Source organism: Acidovorax sp. (assembly GCF_046294525.1).
In the GTDB taxonomy this organism is placed as follows: domain Bacteria; phylum Pseudomonadota; class Gammaproteobacteria; order Burkholderiales; family Burkholderiaceae_C; genus Acidovorax.
This window is the reverse complement of the sequence record NZ_JBKBKQ010000002.1, coordinates 242,664-258,630: the sequence shown is the minus strand read 5'-3', so window position 1 is coordinate 258,630 and position 15,967 is coordinate 242,664. Positions and strand designations below refer to the sequence as shown.

Sequence of the window (15,967 nt, the reverse complement as noted above, 5' to 3'; positions counted from 1 at the left end):
CGCGCACGCGCATGTGTGCATATTCAAGTTAACAGAGTTTTTGCAATGCCACGCACCGCACCGCCTGCAACCCCGACCCCCATGCCGGGACGCCGCATCCAGACCCGGCGTTCGGGCGTCCACGGCAAGGGCGTTTTTGCCGTGCAGGATATTGCAGAGGGCGAAGTCCTTGTCGAATACACGGGCGAAGTGATCGGCTGGCAGGAAGCGCAGGACAGGCACCCGCACGACCCTTCGCAGCCCAACCACACGTTCTACTTTCACGTGGATGAAGACCATGTGATCGACGCAAAGTTCGGCGGCAATTCGTCGCGCTGGATCAACCACAGCTGCAACCCCAACTGCTACGCGGACGAGCGGGACGGCCGCATCTTCATCACGGCGCTGCGCAACATCCAGGCGGGCGAAGAGCTGAACTACGACTACGGCCTGATCATCGAAGAGCGCTACACGCCCAAGCTCAAGGCCGAATACCCCTGCTGGTGCGGCAGTGCCAACTGCCGGGGCACGCTGCTGGCGCCCAAGCGCGGCTGGGCGCCGCCCGTGCCGCTGCGGCCGTCCTGGCCCTCTTCAGGCAAAGCCTCCAAGACGGCACAGATACCAAAGGCTGCCAAGAAGCCCCAACCCAAGGCCCGCCGCCCGTGAACACCGCCCCCATTCGCTGGCCCGCCGAGGCAATCTGGGAAGCTGTGTCACCGCTGTTACCCGGATTTACCGTCGAAGTTCTGCCCACCATCGACTCCACCAACACCGAGCTGATGCGCCGTGCGCGCAACTGCCAGTGCGAGCCCACCCTGTTGGTGGCTGAGCAGCAGACGGCAGGCCGCGGGCGGCTGGGGCGGGTGTGGCAAAGCGATGCCGGGGCTTCTCTCATGATGTCCTTGGGCTTGCCGCTGGCGCCCAAGGATTGGTCCGGCCTGTCACTGGCCGTGGGGGTGAGCGTGGCCGAGAGCCTGCAACCCGTGCCGCCGCCCCGGGGGGGCGGCCAGCCCGCGTGCGTGGGGCTCAAGTGGCCCAATGACCTGTGGCTGGGTGGGCCGGACGGCGACCGCAAGCTCGGCGGCATCCTGGTGGAGACGGCCAGCTTTGTGGTGCCGCAGGCAGCCGCCTCCCAAGGCAGCAGCCCCCCCAACAACAGCACAGCACGCTATGTCGTCGTGGGCATCGGCATCAACGTGCTGCCGCGCAGCGCCGAGGGCATGAGCATGCCGCCCGGCAGCCTGCAAGAGGTAGAGCCGGGCCTGGACGCGCCCGCTGCGCTGCTGCGCATCGTGCCGCCGCTGGTGACCATGCTGCAGGCGTTTGAGGGCTATGGCTTTGCGCCCATGCAGCCGCGTTTTGCCGCCCGCGACGTGCTGCAGGGCCGCGCCGTGACCCTGAGCGACGGCCACACCGGCACCGCGCACGGCGTCGGGGACGATGGCGCGCTGCTGGTGCACACGGCAGGCGGCATGCAGGCCATCACGAGCTCTGAGATCAGCGTACGGCCCAGCGCCGTGCCCCCCGTATGACGCCCCCGACGCATCGCCCACCGAAAGGCTGTATTCCATGCTCCGACTCGCCGTGATCGTGCTGCTGCTGGCCAACGCGGGCTACTACGCGTGGGCCCACGGGCATTTGCGCAGTTGGGGCCATGGGCCGGCAGAGCAGGCCGAGCCCCAGCGCATGAACCAGCAGATCCGCCCGGAAACCCTGCAGATCCTGCGCGTGAATCCCAGCCGCACGTCATCCTCTTCGGCCGCCCCGCCCGCGGCCACCTCCCCCTCCCCCGCACCCTCCAATCCCCCTCCCACCACCATCGCCGACGCATCGGCCCCCGCCGCCGAGCAGGCCGAGTGCCTGCAGGCCGGTGTGTTCGACGAGCGCCAGGCCGAAGCCCTGCGCACTGCCGCCGCGGGCCTGCCCGCGGGCAGCTGGGTGCTGGAGCCCTCGCCCGTGTCGGGCCGCTGGATGGTGTACATGGGCCGCTTTGACGACCTGGAGACCCTGGACAAGAAGCGTGCCGAACTCCGTGCGCGCAGCGTGGCATTTGACCGCGCGGGAGGCACCTGGGAATACGGCCTATCGCTGGGCCGCTTCACTTCGGAAGAGGCCGCCAAGCGCGAGCTGGCCAACCTGAGCAACAAGGGCGTGCGCACCGCCCGCGTGGTGCAGGAGCGCGCGGATGCCCCCGGTTTCATGCTGCGGCTGCCCGCCGTGACCGACGCGCTGCGCCCCCAGCTGGACAGCCTGCGCACCGCCATGGCGGGCAAGACGCTGCGCAGTTGCGGTTGACGCCTGCGGCCTGCCCTGTCGCGCCGATTCCCTTACCTTACCCCGAGGCCTATCCATGGCGGATGACGACACCGACGACAACGCCCCCGTGCACTGCGACCGCCACGGCGAGGCCACGGCCACCTATGTGTGCGGCCACCTGTTTCGGCTGCCGCGCCAGCAGTGGTTTGGTGAAGCGCCTGCGCCAGACTTCCCGTTTCCGGACGCGTGGTGCGCCGACTGCAATGCCGAATTCCTGCGCGCCGGGGGCGAATGGACCGAGGAAGCCGAAGAATGCCTGGACCTGAAGATCCTGTGCCACCACTGCTACCAGGACGCCATGGCGCAGAGCGTGGACACACTGGAGGGCCCCGTACTGCACGCCTGGCAGGAGGCGCTGGAGGCCGCCAGCGAGGCGCTGCAGGTCCGGCAGCAGGCGCTGGAGCAGGACTGGGGCATCAGCCGTTTCGAACGCTGGGACTATGACCAGGGCCAGGGCACACTGACCTTTTCCAACGCGGGCACGCCCTGCCTGGTGGCGGACATCGAGTTCATCGGCACACTGTCGCGAACCACCGGCACCTGGCTGTGGGCCTGGGGCAACTTCCATCATCAGGCACCGGTGGTGGGCCGCATCGGCGCGGTGCGCGGTTGGGGCGAGGAGCGCGGCTTCACGCCGCTCACGGTGCCTCTGTGGCCGGCCGAGCTGGTGGATGCCTGGGAGGTGGCGGGCGTGGCCGCCCAGGTGCTGGGCGCGCAGGGCGTGTACCGCGCGCCCACACAGAACGGTTTTCTCTTCATGGCGCTGATGGCGCTGCGCCGGGTGCAGTAGCCCCGGGGGCGGGCGCGGCGGATCAGGCTGGCGGGGAATACGCGGCCGTGGCGCCCTCAGCGGCGTCCGTGTCCCGCGCGCCAAATCGCACGGTGAACAGCGCACCGGGCGGCTGGTGGCCGGGGCGGGCATCTTCCAGCGTCACCTGCGCTCCGTGCTTGCCCGCGATCTCCAGCACGATGGGCAGGCCCAGGCCGGATCCGTCGGCCTCGCTGCCCAGGGCGCGGTAGAAGGGCTGGAAGACCAGCTCGCGCTCGGCCTCGGGCACGCCAGGGCCGGAGTCTTCGACCTGCAGCAGCAGTACATGGCCGAAGGTGTCGGCCAGCACACGGGCGGTGACCACGCCGGGCTTGTCGGGGGTGGAGGGCGTGTAGTTGATGGCGTTGTCCACCAGGTTGCGCACCAGCTCCTTGAGCAGCGTGGGGTTGCCGTCCAGCAGCACGCCGGGCGATCCGGGCTCGGCGCCGTCATACCCCAGGTCGATGTGTTTTTCCAGCGCGCGGGGCACGGAGTCGCGCACCACCTCGATGGTCAGCCGCGCCAGGTCGCAGGGCTGGCGGGCAATGCCCACGCCGCTGCCCTCGGCCCGCGCCAGGGCCAGCAGCTGGTTGACGGTGTGCGTGGCGCGGATGCTGGAGCGGCCGATCTGCTGCAGCGAGCGCTTGAGCTCCTCCGTGCTGGTGCCTTCGCGCTGCGCCAGGTCGGCCTGCATGCGCAGGCCAGCCAACGGGGTTTTGAGTTGGTGGGCCGCGTCGGCCAGAAAGCGCTTTTGCGTGGCCAGCGAGTCGTTCAGGCGCGTGAGCAGGTCGTTGACGGAGGCCACCAGCGGCGCCACCTCCAGCGGCACGGTGCGGTCGTCCAGCGGGGAGAGGTCGTCGGGGTTGCGCGCGCGGATGCGCTGCTCCAGCTGGTTCAGCGGCTGGATGCCGCGCGCCAGCGCCAGCCACACCAGCAGCACGGCCAGCGGCAGGATGACGAACTGCGGCAGCATCACGCCCTTGATGATTTCGGTGGCCAGCACGCTGCGCTTCTCGCGCGTTTCGGCCACCTGCACCAGCGCGGCGGGCGTGCCGGGCAGCGGCAGGCGCACCCAGATGTAGGCCACGCGGATCTCGATGCCGCGCATCTCGGCGTCGCGCAGGCGCACCTCGCTGGACATGGGCACCTCGTCGGCGGACGGCGGTGGCAGCTCGCGCTCGCCCGAGAGGAATTCGCCACCCGGGCCCACCACCTGGTAGTAGACGATGTCGGAGTCATCGGCGCGCAGGATCTCGCTGGCGGGCTGGGGCAGGTTGAACTGCACGTCGTCGCCCACCACAGTCACGAGCTGCGCGAGGGCGTGGGCGTTGTATTCGAGCGCGCGGTCAAACGGCTTGTTGGCCAGGCCCTGGGCCACCAGCCAGGTCAGCGCGAGGCTTACGGGCCACAGCAGCAGTAGCGGCGTGAGCATCCAGTCCAGGATCTCGCCGAACAGGGAGCGCTGCTCTCGCTGGAAGATTTTCAAGACGCGCGCCGTGGTGGTTTTTGAAAGAAAATGGCCTCTAGCGCTTATCCATCAAGCGCGGGCAGCTATCATTTTTGATTATCCAGGGATCTTCTCCAGACAGTAGCCCAGGCCGCGCACGGTGGCGATGCGGATGGGCCCGCCCTCGATCTTCTTGCGCAGGCGGTGGATGTAGACCTCGATGGCGTTGTTGCTCACCTCTTCGCCCCATTCGCACAGGCGCTCCACCAGCTGCTCCTTGCTGACCAGGCGCCCGGCGCGCTGCAGCAGCACTTCGAGCAGGCCCAGTTCGCGCGCCGAGAGTTCGATCATCTTGCCATCGATGGTGGCCACGCGGCCGGCCTGGTCGTACACCAGGGGGCCGTGCTTGATGGCGCTGCTGGTGCCGCCCATACCCCTGCGCGTGAGGGCGCGCACACGGGCTTCCAGCTCCTGCAGGCTGAAGGGCTTGGCCATGTAGTCGTCCGCGCCGTAGTCCAGGCCCTTCACGCGCTCGTCCACGCTGTCGGCCGCGGTGAGGATGAGCACCGGAAGCGTGGCGCCTCGGCTGCGCAGGCGCTTGAGCACCTCCAGCCCGTGCATGCGCGGCAGACCCAGGTCCAGGATGAGCAGGTCGAATTCGTTGTTGGTCATCAGCGCGGCATCGGCCTCGGTGCCGCTGGCCACGTGGTCCACCACGGCCCCGGACGCGCGCAGCGTGCGCAACAGGCCATCGGCCAGCACCTGGTCGTCTTCGGCAATGAGGATGCGCATGGGGAGTCTCCTGGTGGGTGGCGGCGGTCTGCTGCCGCGCCTGGGCAGGATTTTAGGGGCCGCTGAACGGCCCCTGCGCACAGCTTGGCGAGTGCGCGCGGACACGGATGGTCTGCATAACTCCCTCCGGTCGGTGATAGCGCGGACTCGCGAGGGTGATGCAGACGCCCCCTATCGCGGGTCCGTGGCCAGCAGCTTGGCCACCAGCGTTTTCAGGTCGGCCTGCAGCCGCGCCATGCCTTCGGGGTGCTGCGCGAGCGTTTGCTCGTCCATGTACAGCTTGCGGTTGATCTCGACCTGGATGCTGTGGCGGTTTTGGTCAGGCTTGCCGTAGCGGCGTACCAGCTCTACGCCCTTGTAAGGGTGGTTGTATTCGACGCTGTAGCCGCACGCGCGCAGGTGGTCGCAGATCAGCGCGGAAAGCGCGGGGCTGGCCGTGGTGCCGTCACGGTCGCCCACCACGAAGTCGGCATGTGCCAGCCCCGGAAACTCGGTGGCAAAGCGGCCGGCCACGGCGGGCATGGAGTGGCAGTTGATGTGGATGCTGTAGCCGTGGCGGGCGTGGGCGGCGTCGATGGCCTGCTGCACGGCCGCGTGGTAGGGGCGCCAGCAGCGGTCGATGCGCGCGCGCACCTCCGCCACGGTGAGCTGGCGGTTGTAGATGGGCTCGCCCTCGTCGGTGAACTTCCAGATCAGCCCCTTGCCCAGGCGCACCTTGCTGAGCACCTTGGGGTCGGTGGAGATGGGGTCGGTCCATTCGCCGTCGAGCAGGCTGGTGTCAAGCTCGGTCGTGTCGCGGTTGGCGTCGAGGTAGATGCGGGGGAAATGGGCTTCGACCCAAGCCACGCCCAGGGCCGGGGCAAAGGCGTAGATTTTTTCGACGTGGGTGTCTTCTGCGCGACGCAGCGTGGGCAGGTCGCAGACCGAGCCGAAGTCCGCCGGGTACTGGGTGCCGCTGTGGGGCGAGTCAAGCACCAGCGGGGTGCTGCCGGCGATGGCTGTGACCGTGGGAGAGGATGCAAGCCCGGGCGAGCCGGTCACGCCGGGCTGGGCTTGCTGGAATCGGTGATGGATCAGTTTCAAGGCTGCATGCATAGGCAGAGTGTGCGCAAAGTGGGGCGGCTGGCCTAGCCGCCCAGACCAGATGAAGACCATGGTTATCCCTGAGCTGCAGAGAAACCAGGTCCACACCGGCTGTGGCCGCCGGGTCCGGGCCCGGCCTGTCTTGTCTTGTCTTGTCGAGTTGCTTAATTAATCCAGCGCGATCTTGGCGTATGCCGCCACGCCCTTCATCTTGTCGGTTTCGCGGGCGATCTGCGTGCTGAACTCCTTGGACGTGGTGCCCGAGGGGTACAGGCCCTGGCCCGCCAGGCGCTCGCGCACGGCGGGCTCCTTCAGGGCCTGCGCCACGGCCTGCTGCACGCGGTCCACGGCCGCCTGCGGCGTGGCGGCCGGTGCCACCAGGCCAAACCAGGACGGTTCATTGGCCTGCGGGTAGCCCAGCGCGGCATAGGTGGGCACGTCGGGCAGCACATCCAGGCGCACGGGCCAGGACACCGCCAGGGCCTTGAGCTTACCGGCCTTGATGTGCGGCAGCGAGGACGCCACCTGATCGAAGTACACGCCCACTTGGCCGGCCAGCACGTCGTTGATGGCCGGGCCAGCGCCGCGGTAGGGAATGTGCACCATGGAGGTGCCCGTGCTGCGCTTGAACAGCTCGCCCCACATGTGGCCGATGGTGCCGTTGCCCGGCGTGGCGTACGACACCTTGCCTGGGTGGGCCTTGAGGTGCTGCACCAGCTCGGCAAAGTCCTTGACGGGCAGCACGGCGGGATTGACCACGACCACGCCGGGCGCTTTCACAATTTCGGTGACGCCGATGAAGTCCTTGAGCGGGTCGTACGGCAGTTTGCTGTACACGGCGGGGTTTACGCCGTGGGTGGACAGCGTGGCCACGCCCAGCGTGAGGCCGTCGGCCGGGGCACGCGCCACTTCGGACATGCCGATGGAGCCCCCTGCGCCGCTGCGGTTTTCCAGAACCACGGGTTGCTTCAAGATGCGGGCCAGCGACTCCTGGAGGCTGCGCGCCGTGATGTCGGTCGCGCCCCCGGGCGGGAAGGGCACGATGATTCGCAGGGGCTTGCCCTCTTGCGCCAATGACATTCCAGGAACGAAAGATACGGCTGCCAGAGCGGAAAGCAGATGACGGCGTTGCATGGGCGTTTCTCCTATGAAGTACCTGCAGATTAAGTGAATCAGTGCGCCCTACCAAGCGACGTATCTGCCTGATAACATTCCGTTCTGGAATGATTTGATTGCTTACTATCCAGGCCGCGCTGATGTCATCCCTTCGCCGACTCGCACCGCCCCTGCACCTGCTGCGGGCGTTTTCTACGGTGACCCGGTTCGGCGGCGTGTCGCGCGCGGCGGAGGCGCTGCACCTCACCCAAAGCGCGGTAAGCAAGCAGATCAAGGAGCTGGAAGGCTGGGTAGGCGTGCCGCTATTCGAACGCAGCCGCAAGCGTCTGGCGCTGACCCCGGCGGGCGAGCGCTACGAAAAGGCCGTGCGCGCCGTGCTGGCCCAGCTGGAGGCCGCCACACTGGAGCTGATCACCAGCGACGACGGCGGCGGCGCGCTGCACCTGTCCAGCCTGCCCACGTTTGCGGCCAAGTGGCTCATCCCACGCCTGCCGCAGTTCCAGCAGCAGCACCCGCAGGTCACGCTGCACTTCGTGCCCTATGTGCACAGCTACAACTTCGACCGGCCGGAGCTGGACTGCGCCATCCTCTTCGGCGACGGCCATTGGCCGGGCGCCCACGCGCACTACATCACGGGCAATGATGTGGCGCTGATCGCGCCGCGCACCAAGGTGGCTGACTGGCCCATCCATTCCGCGCTCGACGTGGCGCGCTACACCCTGCTGCGCCACGTCACCGTCCCCGAGGCTTGGCTGCGCTGGAGTGAAACCCATGGCGTGCTGGGCCAGCTGGACCCGCTGGCCGGGCCGCAGTTTGACCAGTTCCAGACCATGATCCGCGCGGTGATGGCAGGCATGGGCCTGGCGCTGGTGCCGCGCTGTCTGGTGCAGGACGAAATCACGGCCGGCCTGGTGCGCGAGCCGCTGCCCGGCGCGGCGCTGCGGGGCGGCTATCAGAGTGAGGTAGGCTACTGGCTGTGCTACCCCGAAGGCCGCACGCAGTTGCACGCGCTGCAGAGCTTTCGGCAGTGGCTGCTGGGCTGCGCGCAGCCGGTGGCGCCCCCGGCAGCACCGGTGTTGAACGCCAGCGACAGCCCCTGATTGAAAGGGGCAGGATCAGTGCTGGGAGGCGAGGCCGCGCCCCCTCCGGGCCCAGAGCGCGGCGCACTTCGTCAACCAAGGTTGACAAATTTTTCATCCGTCAACTATAGTTGACGGATGCAAGCGCCACCCCCCTCCCCGCTTCCCTCGCCCGACGACCCCGAGGCCGCATTGGCGGCCGTGGTGGCTTTGCGCCTCATGGCCGACCGGCTGGAATCCAGTGCCGTGGCCGCTGCGCTGGAGCAGGGCTGGTCATGGGCGCAGATCGCCCAGGCGCTGGGCGTGAGCAAACAGGCGGCCCATAAGCGCCTGGCCGCCCAGGTCGCGCGCCCCACCCACCCTTGATCGCATTGAAGGAGCTTCTCCATGCTGCAACGCATCCGCCAACGCCTGCAGGACATGCACACCCTGCGCCAGCTGTTCACACGCGCCGAGCACCACGCCCGGGCCCAGGGGCAGCCACGGCCGGGCGCTGAGCACTTTTTGCTGGCCGCCATCGAACTGCCCGATGGCACCGCACGCCGCGCCTTCGAGCGCATCGGCGCCAATCCCGATGCCATCCCCGCCGCGATCGAGCAGCAATACCGCGACGCATTGGCCCAGGCGGGCATTCACGCCGATATGCCGCCCGCCAACCCCTTTACGGCACCACAGACCCGGGCCTTCCACGCCCAGCCCTCTGGCCAGAACCTGGTGCAGGCACTGGCCCACGCACGCAAGGGCCAGCCGGGCCCCTTGCTGGGTGCGCATGTGGTGGCGCTGGTCGCAGCCGCGCCACAAGGCGTGGCCACACGCACGCTGAAGGCGCTGCGCCTGGACCCAGCAGCACTGGTACAGGCCGCGCAGCGCGAAAGCGCCTACCCCCCCGCATAGGCCTCCAGCCCGATGCTGACCACGGTGGCCACCTCGTTGCCGACCTCGGCGCGGAACTCGGCTTCGGCCTGCGCCACTGCATCGCGGAAGGCCTGCAGCCAGGCCAGCCCCACGGGTGTGAAGCACACGCGGCGCGCACGGGCGTCCAGCGGGTCGGCTTCGCGCGTGACCAGGCCCCAGGCCTCGCACTGGTCCACCAGGTTGGCCATGGCCTGCTTGGTCATGCCCGCGCGCTGGGCCAGATCGGTCAGCCGGTCGCCCGAGAGCGCCAAATGGCGCGTGATGTGCACATGGGCTGCCGTCACCTGGTCGCGCGCGGCCAGGTTGGACAGGGCCAGCGGCACCTCCACGTTGTGCGCCATGAGCTGCAGCACCCGCGCGTCGAAACGTCGCATGGCGTGGCCCAGCAGGCGGCCCAGGTGGGTCTGGCGCCAGCCGTCCTCGGCGGGTGATGAAGGGGGCGAATCAGGCATTCCCAATTGTCAGGCAAACTGACCAAATTAACCTCGAACAACAAAAGACGACTCGCATAAACTACTGTTCAAGCATCCAGCCTGTAATTAACTGCAGAGCAGTGCAAGCATCCAACCTGTTGTTTCTCAAGGAGTTTTTCATGGACGTCGCAGTCAAAGGCACCCACCCCGCATTGCCAGCCAACACCGAAAAAGCCAAGGCCCTGGCTGCCGCGCTCGCCCAGATCGAGAAGCAATTCGGCAAGGGCACCATCATGCGCCTGGGTGAAGGCGAGGTGATCGAGGACATCCAGGTCGTCTCCACCGGCTCGCTGGGCTTGGACATTGCGCTGGGCGTGGGTGGCCTGCCCCGGGGCCGTGTGGTTGAAATCTATGGCCCGGAATCGTCGGGCAAGACCACGCTCACGCTGCAGGTCATTGCCGAGATGCAAAAGCAGGGCGGCACCTGCGCGTTTGTGGACGCTGAACACGCCCTGGATGTGCAGTACGCCCAGAAGCTGGGCGTGCAGCTGTCCGACCTGCTGATCAGCCAACCCGACACCGGCGAGCAGGCGCTCGAAATCGTGGACAGCCTCGTGCGCTCCGGCGCTGTGGATCTGATCGTGGTGGACTCGGTTGCCGCGCTCACGCCCAAGGCCGAAATCGAAGGCGAAATGGGCGATGCGCTGCCTGGCCTGCAGGCCCGCCTGATGAGCCAAGCGCTGCGCAAGCTCACCGCCACGATCAAGAAGACCAACTGCATGGTCATCTTCATCAACCAGATCCGCATGAAGATCGGCGTGATGTTCGGCAGCCCCGAAACGACCACCGGCGGCAATGCGCTCAAGTTCTACGCCTCGGTGCGCCTCGATATCCGCCGCACCGGCACCATCAAGAAGGGCGACGAAGCCATTGGCAACGAGACCAAGGTCAAGGTGGTCAAGAACAAGGTGAGCCCGCCCTTCAAGACGGCCGAGTTCGACATCCTGTTCGGCGAAGGCATCAGCCGCGAGGGCGAGATCATCGACATGGGCGTGAACGCCAAGGTGGTGGAAAAGGCCGGCGCCTGGTATGCGTACAACGGCGAGAAGATCGGCCAGGGCCGCGACAACGCGCGCGAGTTCCTGCGCGAAAACCCCGATCTGGCCCGTGAGATCGAGAACAAGGTGCGCGAAGGCCTGGGCATTGCGCTGCTGCCTGCGGCGCTGGAGTCCGCAGTCCCTGGTGGCAAACCTGCCAAGGGAGACAAAGGCGACAAGGCGGAGTGAAAGCCACAGGACCGGAGGCGCAAAGGCGCGCCGGCCTGTGAATTTTGAATAAAAATTGCCTCTAGCGCTTATCTGGCAAGCGCTAACAGCTATTATTTCAATAGCAATCCTAATACTGTGGTGTGCAGCGTCAGGCCTTGCCGCCCTTCACCAAGTCTCAAAAATCCTGCGTCATGGCATTCGGCACCCTCTCGCTCAAAGGCCGCGCGCTGCGGCTGCTGAGCCAGCGCGAGCACTCGCGTGCCGAGTTGCAGCGCAAGCTGGCGCCGCATGTGCAGGAGGGCGACAACCTGGCTGCCGTGCTGGACGATCTGCAAGCGCAGGACTTCATCAGCGAGGCCCGCGTGGTGGAGTCAGTGCTGCACCGGCGCGCCGGCCGGCTGGGTGCTTCGCGCATCCGGCAGGAGTTGCAGGCCAAAGGGCTGGGAGCCGAGGCTGTCCAGCAGGCCGTCGCGCAGTTGCAGGGCAGCGAACTGGAGCGCGCCCGCGAGGTCTGGCGGCGCAAGTTTGGCGAGCCCGCCACCGACCCGCAAACCCGCGCAAAGCAGATGCGCTTTTTGCTGGCGCGGGGGTTTTCAGGGGACGTCGTGCGGCGCGCCGTGAAAGGCGCTGACGAGTCCGATCCCAAGTGATGGCGTGCGTCGAATGAAAAAGAGGCAGGTGTTGGGCCCTGCCTCCAGATCCCGTCGGCGCGTGTACGGGTTACACGCCCAGCATCAGCTGCAGGTTCTGCACGGCGGCGCCGCTGGCACCCTTGCCCAGGTTGTCCAGGCGCGCAATGACCACGGCCTGTCGGTATTGCTCGTTGGCAAACACGCGCAGTTCCAGCTTGTTGGTGTCGGTGAGCGTGTCGGCAGCCAGCTTCAGGTCGTCGGTGGGCGGCAGCACGCTCACCCACTGCTCGGGCGTGTTGGTGCTGCGGTAGTGGCTGGCCAGCGCGTCATGCAGGTCGGCAGCCTTGGGGGCGCCGGGCAGCAGGTCCAGATGCAGGGGCAGTTGCACCAGCATGCCCTGGCGGAAGTTGCCCACGGCGGGGATGAACACCGGGCGGCGTGTGAGGCCGGTGTAGCGCAGGATCTCGGGAATGTGCTTGTGCGACAGGCCGAGCGCATAGGCTTCGTAAGGCGCTGCAGTGCCTGCCTCGTACGCTTCGATCATCGTGCGGCCGCCGCCGGAGTAGCCCGACACCGAGGGCAGGCTCAGCGGGTAATCCGCTGGGATCAGGCCCGCGTCCACCAGGGGGCGGAGGATGGCAATCGCTCCCGTGGCATAGCAGCCGGGGTTGGAGACGCGGCTGGCGGCGCGCACCGCCTGCGCCTGCGACGCAGCAAGTTCTGGAAACCCGTACACCCAGCCGTCCGCCGTGCGGTGAGCCGTGCTCGCGTCGATTACCTTGACCTTGCGGCCCGACGTGCGCTCGATCTCGTCCACCATCGCCACGGTCTCGCGCGCCGCGTCGTCGTGCAGGCACAGCACCACCAGATCCACGCCCGCGATCAGGTCGCGCTTGGCGGCGGGGTCCTTGCGTAGCTCGGGCGCAATGCTCACGAGTTGAATCTGCGGCATGGCCTGCAGGCGCTCACGGATCTGCAGGCCCGTGGTGCCGGCTTCGCCATCGATAAAGACTTTGGACATGGAGTGACTCCTGCAAAAGCGGCAAACATTGCCGGGATGGATAGGAATGAAATGGCCGCAGCGCCTGCTGGCGGCGTCAGGGATGCACAAGGATGGTGCGTTGCAGCATGATACAGTCGCGGGTTGCCATGTCCCAAGCCCGCGGCCAGACAACTGTTCATGGTAAACGGGTAACTACCACCCTTCCCTGAGAGAGACCTCATGAAGATTCACGAATACCAAGGCAAGGAAATCTTGCGCAATTTTGGTGTGCCCGTTCCGCGTGGCATTCCCGCATTCACGGTGCAAGAAGCCGTGGAAGCAGCCCAGAAGCTCGGCGGCCCCGTGTGGGTGGTCAAGGCCCAGATCCACGCCGGTGGCCGTGGCAAGGGCGGCGGCGTGAAGGTTGCCAAGACCATTGATGACGTGAAGGCCCGCGCCAGCGAAATTCTGGGCATGCAACTGGTCACGCACCAGACCGGCCCTGAAGGCCAGAAAGTCCGCCGCCTGTACATCGAGGACGGCGCCGACATCAAGAACGAACTGTACGTATCGCTGGTCACCGACCGCGCCACGCAGAAGGTCGCCCTGATCGCTTCGAGCGAAGGCGGCATGGACATCGAGGAAGTGGCCCACTCCACGCCCGAGAAGATCGTCACCGAGATGATCGATCCCCTGGTCGGCATCACCGAAGCGCAGTCCCGCAAGGTTGCGGCCGCCATCGGCCTGGCCGGCGCTTCCATTGACCAGGCCGTAGACATCTTCGCCAAGATCTACAAGTGCTACATGGACACCGACGCGTCGCTGGTGGAAATCAACCCACTGAACTGCGACTCCAAGGGCAACCTGATGGCCCTGGACGCGAAGTTCAACTTTGACGCCAACGCCCTGTTCCGCCACCCAGAAATCGTCGCCTTCCGCGATCTGGACGAAGAAGATCCCGCCGAAGTGGAAGCCTCCAAGTTCGACCTGGCTTATATCAGCCTCGATGGCAACATCGGCTGCCTGGTGAACGGCGCTGGCCTGGCCATGGCCACCATGGACACCATCAAGCTGTTCGGCGGCGAGCCCGCCAACTTCCTGGACGTGGGCGGCGGTGCTACCCCCGAGAAGGTCACCGAAGCCTTCAAGATCATGCTCAAGAACCCCAAGGTCGAGGGCATTCTGGTCAACATCTTCGGCGGCATCATGAAGTGCGACACCATCGCCACCGGCGTGATCACCGCTTGCAAGGCCGTGAACCTGAACGTGCCGCTGGTCGTGCGCATGAAGGGCACAAACGAAGAGCTGGGCAAGAAGATGCTGGCCGAGTCCGGCCTGCCCATCATCGCTGCAGACACCATGGCCGAAGCTGCGACCAAGATCGTTGCTGCCGTCAAGTAAGCCCGGAGAACACACATGTCGATCTACATCAACAAAGACACCAAGGTCATCACCCAGGGCATCACGGGCAAGACCGGCCAGTTCCACACCGAAAAGTGCCAGGAATACGCGAACGGCAAGAACTGCTTCGTGGCGGGCGTGAACCCCAAGAAGGCCGGCGAATCGATCTTCAACATCCCGATCTATGCCTCCGTCAAGGAAGCCGCCCAGCAGACCGGCGCCACCGTGTCGGTGATCTATGTGCCTCCAGCAGGCGCGGCGGATGCCATCTGGGAAGCCGTGGAAGCCGACCTGGACATGGCTATTTGCATCACAGAAGGCATTCCCGTCAAGGACATGCTGATGGTGCGCAACAAGATGAAGGCCAAGGAAGCTGCCGGCGGCAAGAAGACCCTGCTGCTGGGCCCCAACTGCCCCGGCCTGATCACGCCTGACGAAATCAAGATCGGCATCATGCCCGGTCACATCCACCGCAAGGGCCGTATCGGCGTGGTGTCCCGCTCGGGCACGCTGACGTACGAAGCTGTGGCCATGCTGACCGAAGTCGGCTTGGGCCAGTCGAGCGCTGTGGGCATTGGTGGCGACCCCATCAACGGCCTCAAGCACATCGACGTGATGAAGGCTTTCAACGACGATCCAGACACCGACGCCGTGATCATGATCGGCGAAATCGGCGGTCCTGACGAAGCCGAAGCCGCCCAATGGTGCAAGGCCAATATGAAGAAGCCCGTGGTGGGCTTCATCGCTGGCGTGACGGCTCCTCCCGGCAAGCGCATGGGCCACGCAGGCGCGCTGATCTCCGGTGGTGCCGACACGGCCGATGCCAAGCTCGCCATCATGGAAGAGTCGGGCTTTGTCATCACCCGCAACCCGTCGGAACTGGGCAAGCTGCTCAAAGCCCAGCTGAAGTAATTCAGCCAGCAACACGCAGCCTAACGCTTTACGCGCGCTCCCTAAGCACTAGTATGGACGCAGCTGCCAGGCCAGCCCGATAGGCTGGCCGCTCCCATAAAAAGAGAAGCGCTCGAAACCCTGGTTTCGGGCGCTTCTTGCATTCATAACAGTGGAGTTCAGCATGGAGTTTGTGTAAAGCGCCGATTTCTGAATCGGCCTGATGAAGATAGTCTGGATCAACATCGTTCTTTCGGGCGACAACCCCGTGGTCATCGCACTGGCCGCCCGCTCGCTTCCTCCCCACCAGCAGAAAAAAGCCGCTTTCCTGGGCTCTGGCGCCGCCGTGGTGCTGCGCATCGCACTGACCGTGGTGGCAGCCAACCTGCTGCAGTTGTCGTTTCTGCAGATCGTCGGGGGCTGCCTGCTGCTTTGGATCGGACTGCAGCTACTGCAGGGCGACGATGAAGACGAAGGCGAATCCAAGGCCTACGGCAGCCTGATGGCCGCCGTGCGCACCATCCTGATTGCACACCTGGTGATGAGCCGGGACAACGTGATTGCCGTGGCCGCCGCAGCCCATGGCAACGCGCTGCTGTTGGTGCTGGGTCTGGCGATCAGCATCCCGCTCGTGATCTTCGGCAGCACGCTCATGATCAAGCTCGTGGAGCGCTATCCCTTCATCGTCATGGGCGCGGCCCTGATCGGCTGGGTGGGCGGCGAAACCATTGCCAGCGATGCCGCATTGCACGACTACGCCGCAAGCCACCCCGCACTGCACCACCCATGTGACAAAAATGGCACGGCTGTGACAAGGGGCGGCGCCAAGTAGGCCGCGCAGACCT

At 66.3% G+C, this 15,967-nt stretch carries 18 protein-coding genes; 12 read left to right on the top strand and 6 right to left on the bottom strand.

From position 1 onward, the window contains the following. Positions 1–45 precede the first annotated feature (45 nt). The 4 genes from ACK4HJ_RS03565 to ACK4HJ_RS03550 are packed head-to-tail and all read left to right on the top strand — an operon-like array spanning position 46 to position 3,085. On the top strand, positions 46–645 hold the full coding sequence (locus ACK4HJ_RS03565; RefSeq protein ID WP_409827773.1) for an SET domain-containing protein: 600 nt from the start codon (positions 46–48) through the stop codon (positions 643–645). Next, positions 642–1,511, top strand: coding sequence for a biotin--[acetyl-CoA-carboxylase] ligase (locus tag ACK4HJ_RS03560; protein ID WP_409827771.1), 870 nt, complete (start codon positions 642–644; stop codon positions 1,509–1,511). Before ACK4HJ_RS03565 ends, ACK4HJ_RS03560 begins: the two co-directional genes overlap by 4 nt. 37 nt (positions 1,512–1,548) lie before the next feature. Continuing rightward, complete coding sequence (locus tag ACK4HJ_RS03555; RefSeq protein ID WP_409827769.1) at positions 1,549–2,274, top strand: SPOR domain-containing protein; 726 nt, start codon at positions 1,549–1,551, stop codon at positions 2,272–2,274. A gap of 55 nt (positions 2,275–2,329) precedes the next feature. Further along, entirely contained in the window at positions 2,330–3,085 is a 756-nt protein-coding gene (locus tag ACK4HJ_RS03550) for a DUF6882 domain-containing protein (RefSeq protein ID WP_409827768.1), read from the top strand. 22 nt (positions 3,086–3,107) lie between these two features. Here the strand turns inward: ACK4HJ_RS03550 and ACK4HJ_RS03545 are convergent, their stop codons facing one another. From ACK4HJ_RS03545 to ACK4HJ_RS03530, 4 genes are all read right to left on the bottom strand, one after another. Continuing rightward, positions 3,108–4,589 carry a sensor histidine kinase N-terminal domain-containing protein gene (locus ACK4HJ_RS03545; protein WP_409827766.1) on the bottom strand — a complete coding sequence of 494 codons (1,482 nt, stop codon included), beginning with the start codon at positions 4,587–4,589 and terminating at the stop codon, positions 3,108–3,110. A 78-nt stretch (positions 4,590–4,667) separates the two neighbouring features. Further along, positions 4,668–5,342 (bottom strand): response regulator, encoded by a 675-nt coding sequence (locus ACK4HJ_RS03540; RefSeq protein WP_409827764.1) that lies wholly within the window; start codon positions 5,340–5,342, stop codon positions 4,668–4,670. A gap of 171 nt (positions 5,343–5,513) precedes the next feature. Then, entirely contained in the window at positions 5,514–6,437 is a 924-nt protein-coding gene (locus tag ACK4HJ_RS03535) for an N-formylglutamate amidohydrolase (protein ID WP_409827763.1), read from the bottom strand. Between the two features lie 156 nt (positions 6,438–6,593). Beyond that, positions 6,594–7,559, bottom strand: a complete 966-nt coding sequence (locus tag ACK4HJ_RS03530) for a Bug family tripartite tricarboxylate transporter substrate binding protein (RefSeq protein WP_409827761.1) — start codon at positions 7,557–7,559, stop codon at positions 6,594–6,596. Between the two features lie 122 nt (positions 7,560–7,681). On the opposite strand from ACK4HJ_RS03530, the gene ACK4HJ_RS03525 reads away from it, so the two are divergent. From ACK4HJ_RS03525 to ACK4HJ_RS03515, 3 genes are all read left to right on the top strand, one after another. Next, a complete protein-coding gene (locus tag ACK4HJ_RS03525) occupies positions 7,682–8,641 on the top strand; it encodes a LysR substrate-binding domain-containing protein (protein WP_409828090.1) in 960 nt (319 codons plus the stop codon). Between the two features lie 117 nt (positions 8,642–8,758). Next, entirely contained in the window at positions 8,759–8,986 is a 228-nt protein-coding gene (locus ACK4HJ_RS03520) for a helix-turn-helix domain-containing protein (RefSeq protein ID WP_409827760.1), read from the top strand. Positions 8,987–9,007: 21 nt separating this feature from the next. Beyond that, on the top strand, positions 9,008–9,514 hold the full coding sequence (locus ACK4HJ_RS03515; RefSeq protein WP_409827758.1) for a Clp protease N-terminal domain-containing protein: 507 nt from the start codon (positions 9,008–9,010) through the stop codon (positions 9,512–9,514). Here the strand turns inward: ACK4HJ_RS03515 and ACK4HJ_RS03510 are convergent. After that, positions 9,499–9,987: a MarR family winged helix-turn-helix transcriptional regulator gene (locus ACK4HJ_RS03510; RefSeq protein WP_409827756.1), complete on the bottom strand. Its 489-nt coding sequence runs from the start codon at positions 9,985–9,987 to the stop codon at positions 9,499–9,501. The genes ACK4HJ_RS03515 and ACK4HJ_RS03510 overlap by 16 nt on opposite strands. 140 nt (positions 9,988–10,127) lie before the next feature. Here ACK4HJ_RS03510 and recA point away from each other — a divergent pair, with 140 nt between their 5' ends. Then, a complete protein-coding gene (gene recA / locus ACK4HJ_RS03505; RefSeq protein ID WP_409827754.1) occupies positions 10,128–11,234 on the top strand; it encodes a recombinase RecA in 1,107 nt (368 codons plus the stop codon). Between the two features lie 173 nt (positions 11,235–11,407). Further along, positions 11,408–11,866 carry a recombination regulator RecX gene (recX, locus tag ACK4HJ_RS03500; RefSeq protein WP_409827752.1) on the top strand — a complete coding sequence of 153 codons (459 nt, stop codon included), beginning with the start codon at positions 11,408–11,410 and terminating at the stop codon, positions 11,864–11,866. 70 nt (positions 11,867–11,936) lie between these two features. Here recX and argC read toward each other — a convergent pair whose 3' ends face one another. Next, on the bottom strand, positions 11,937–12,869 hold the full coding sequence (gene argC, locus ACK4HJ_RS03495) for an N-acetyl-gamma-glutamyl-phosphate reductase (protein ID WP_409827751.1): 933 nt from the start codon (positions 12,867–12,869) through the stop codon (positions 11,937–11,939). A gap of 201 nt (positions 12,870–13,070) precedes the next feature. Between argC and sucC the strand changes: the two genes are divergently transcribed. The 3 genes from sucC to ACK4HJ_RS03480 all read left to right on the top strand — a co-directional run bounded on the left by sucC (position 13,071) and on the right by ACK4HJ_RS03480 (position 15,954). Further along, positions 13,071–14,231 carry an ADP-forming succinate--CoA ligase subunit beta gene (gene sucC / locus ACK4HJ_RS03490; RefSeq protein WP_409827749.1) on the top strand — a complete coding sequence of 387 codons (1,161 nt, stop codon included), beginning with the start codon at positions 13,071–13,073 and terminating at the stop codon, positions 14,229–14,231. Positions 14,232–14,246: 15 nt separating this feature from the next. Then, positions 14,247–15,143, top strand: coding sequence for a succinate--CoA ligase subunit alpha (gene sucD, locus ACK4HJ_RS03485; RefSeq protein WP_044395070.1), 897 nt, complete (start codon positions 14,247–14,249; stop codon positions 15,141–15,143). Positions 15,144–15,345: 202 nt separating this feature from the next. After that, positions 15,346–15,954, top strand: a complete 609-nt coding sequence (locus tag ACK4HJ_RS03480; RefSeq protein WP_409827748.1) for a TerC family protein — start codon at positions 15,346–15,348, stop codon at positions 15,952–15,954. The last annotated feature ends 13 nt before the right edge of the window (positions 15,955–15,967 follow it).

Coding starts and splice junctions, on each gene's coding strand:
- ACK4HJ_RS03565 (WP_409827773.1), top strand. CDS start 46: ATGCCACGCACCGCACCGCCTGCAACCCCGACCCCCATGCCGGGACGC.
- ACK4HJ_RS03555 (WP_409827769.1), top strand. CDS start 1,549: ATGCTCCGACTCGCCGTGATCGTGCTGCTGCTGGCCAACGCGGGCTAC.
- ACK4HJ_RS03550 (WP_409827768.1), top strand. CDS start 2,330: ATGGCGGATGACGACACCGACGACAACGCCCCCGTGCACTGCGACCGC.
- ACK4HJ_RS03540 (WP_409827764.1), bottom strand. CDS start 5,342: ATGCGCATCCTCATTGCCGAAGACGACCAGGTGCTGGCCGATGGCCTG.
- ACK4HJ_RS03535 (WP_409827763.1), bottom strand. CDS start 6,437: ATGCATGCAGCCTTGAAACTGATCCATCACCGATTCCAGCAAGCCCAG.
- ACK4HJ_RS03530 (WP_409827761.1), bottom strand. CDS start 7,559: ATGCAACGCCGTCATCTGCTTTCCGCTCTGGCAGCCGTATCTTTCGTT.
- ACK4HJ_RS03525 (WP_409828090.1), top strand. CDS start 7,682: ATGTCATCCCTTCGCCGACTCGCACCGCCCCTGCACCTGCTGCGGGCG.
- ACK4HJ_RS03520 (WP_409827760.1), top strand. CDS start 8,759: ATGCAAGCGCCACCCCCCTCCCCGCTTCCCTCGCCCGACGACCCCGAG.
- ACK4HJ_RS03515 (WP_409827758.1), top strand. CDS start 9,008: ATGCTGCAACGCATCCGCCAACGCCTGCAGGACATGCACACCCTGCGC.
- ACK4HJ_RS03510 (WP_409827756.1), bottom strand. CDS start 9,987: ATGCCTGATTCGCCCCCTTCATCACCCGCCGAGGACGGCTGGCGCCAG.
- recA (WP_409827754.1), top strand. CDS start 10,128: ATGGACGTCGCAGTCAAAGGCACCCACCCCGCATTGCCAGCCAACACC.
- recX (WP_409827752.1), top strand. CDS start 11,408: ATGGCATTCGGCACCCTCTCGCTCAAAGGCCGCGCGCTGCGGCTGCTG.
- argC (WP_409827751.1), bottom strand. CDS start 12,869: ATGTCCAAAGTCTTTATCGATGGCGAAGCCGGCACCACGGGCCTGCAG.
- sucC (WP_409827749.1), top strand. CDS start 13,071: ATGAAGATTCACGAATACCAAGGCAAGGAAATCTTGCGCAATTTTGGT.
- sucD (WP_044395070.1), top strand. CDS start 14,247: ATGTCGATCTACATCAACAAAGACACCAAGGTCATCACCCAGGGCATC.
- ACK4HJ_RS03480 (WP_409827748.1), top strand. CDS start 15,346: ATGAAGATAGTCTGGATCAACATCGTTCTTTCGGGCGACAACCCCGTG.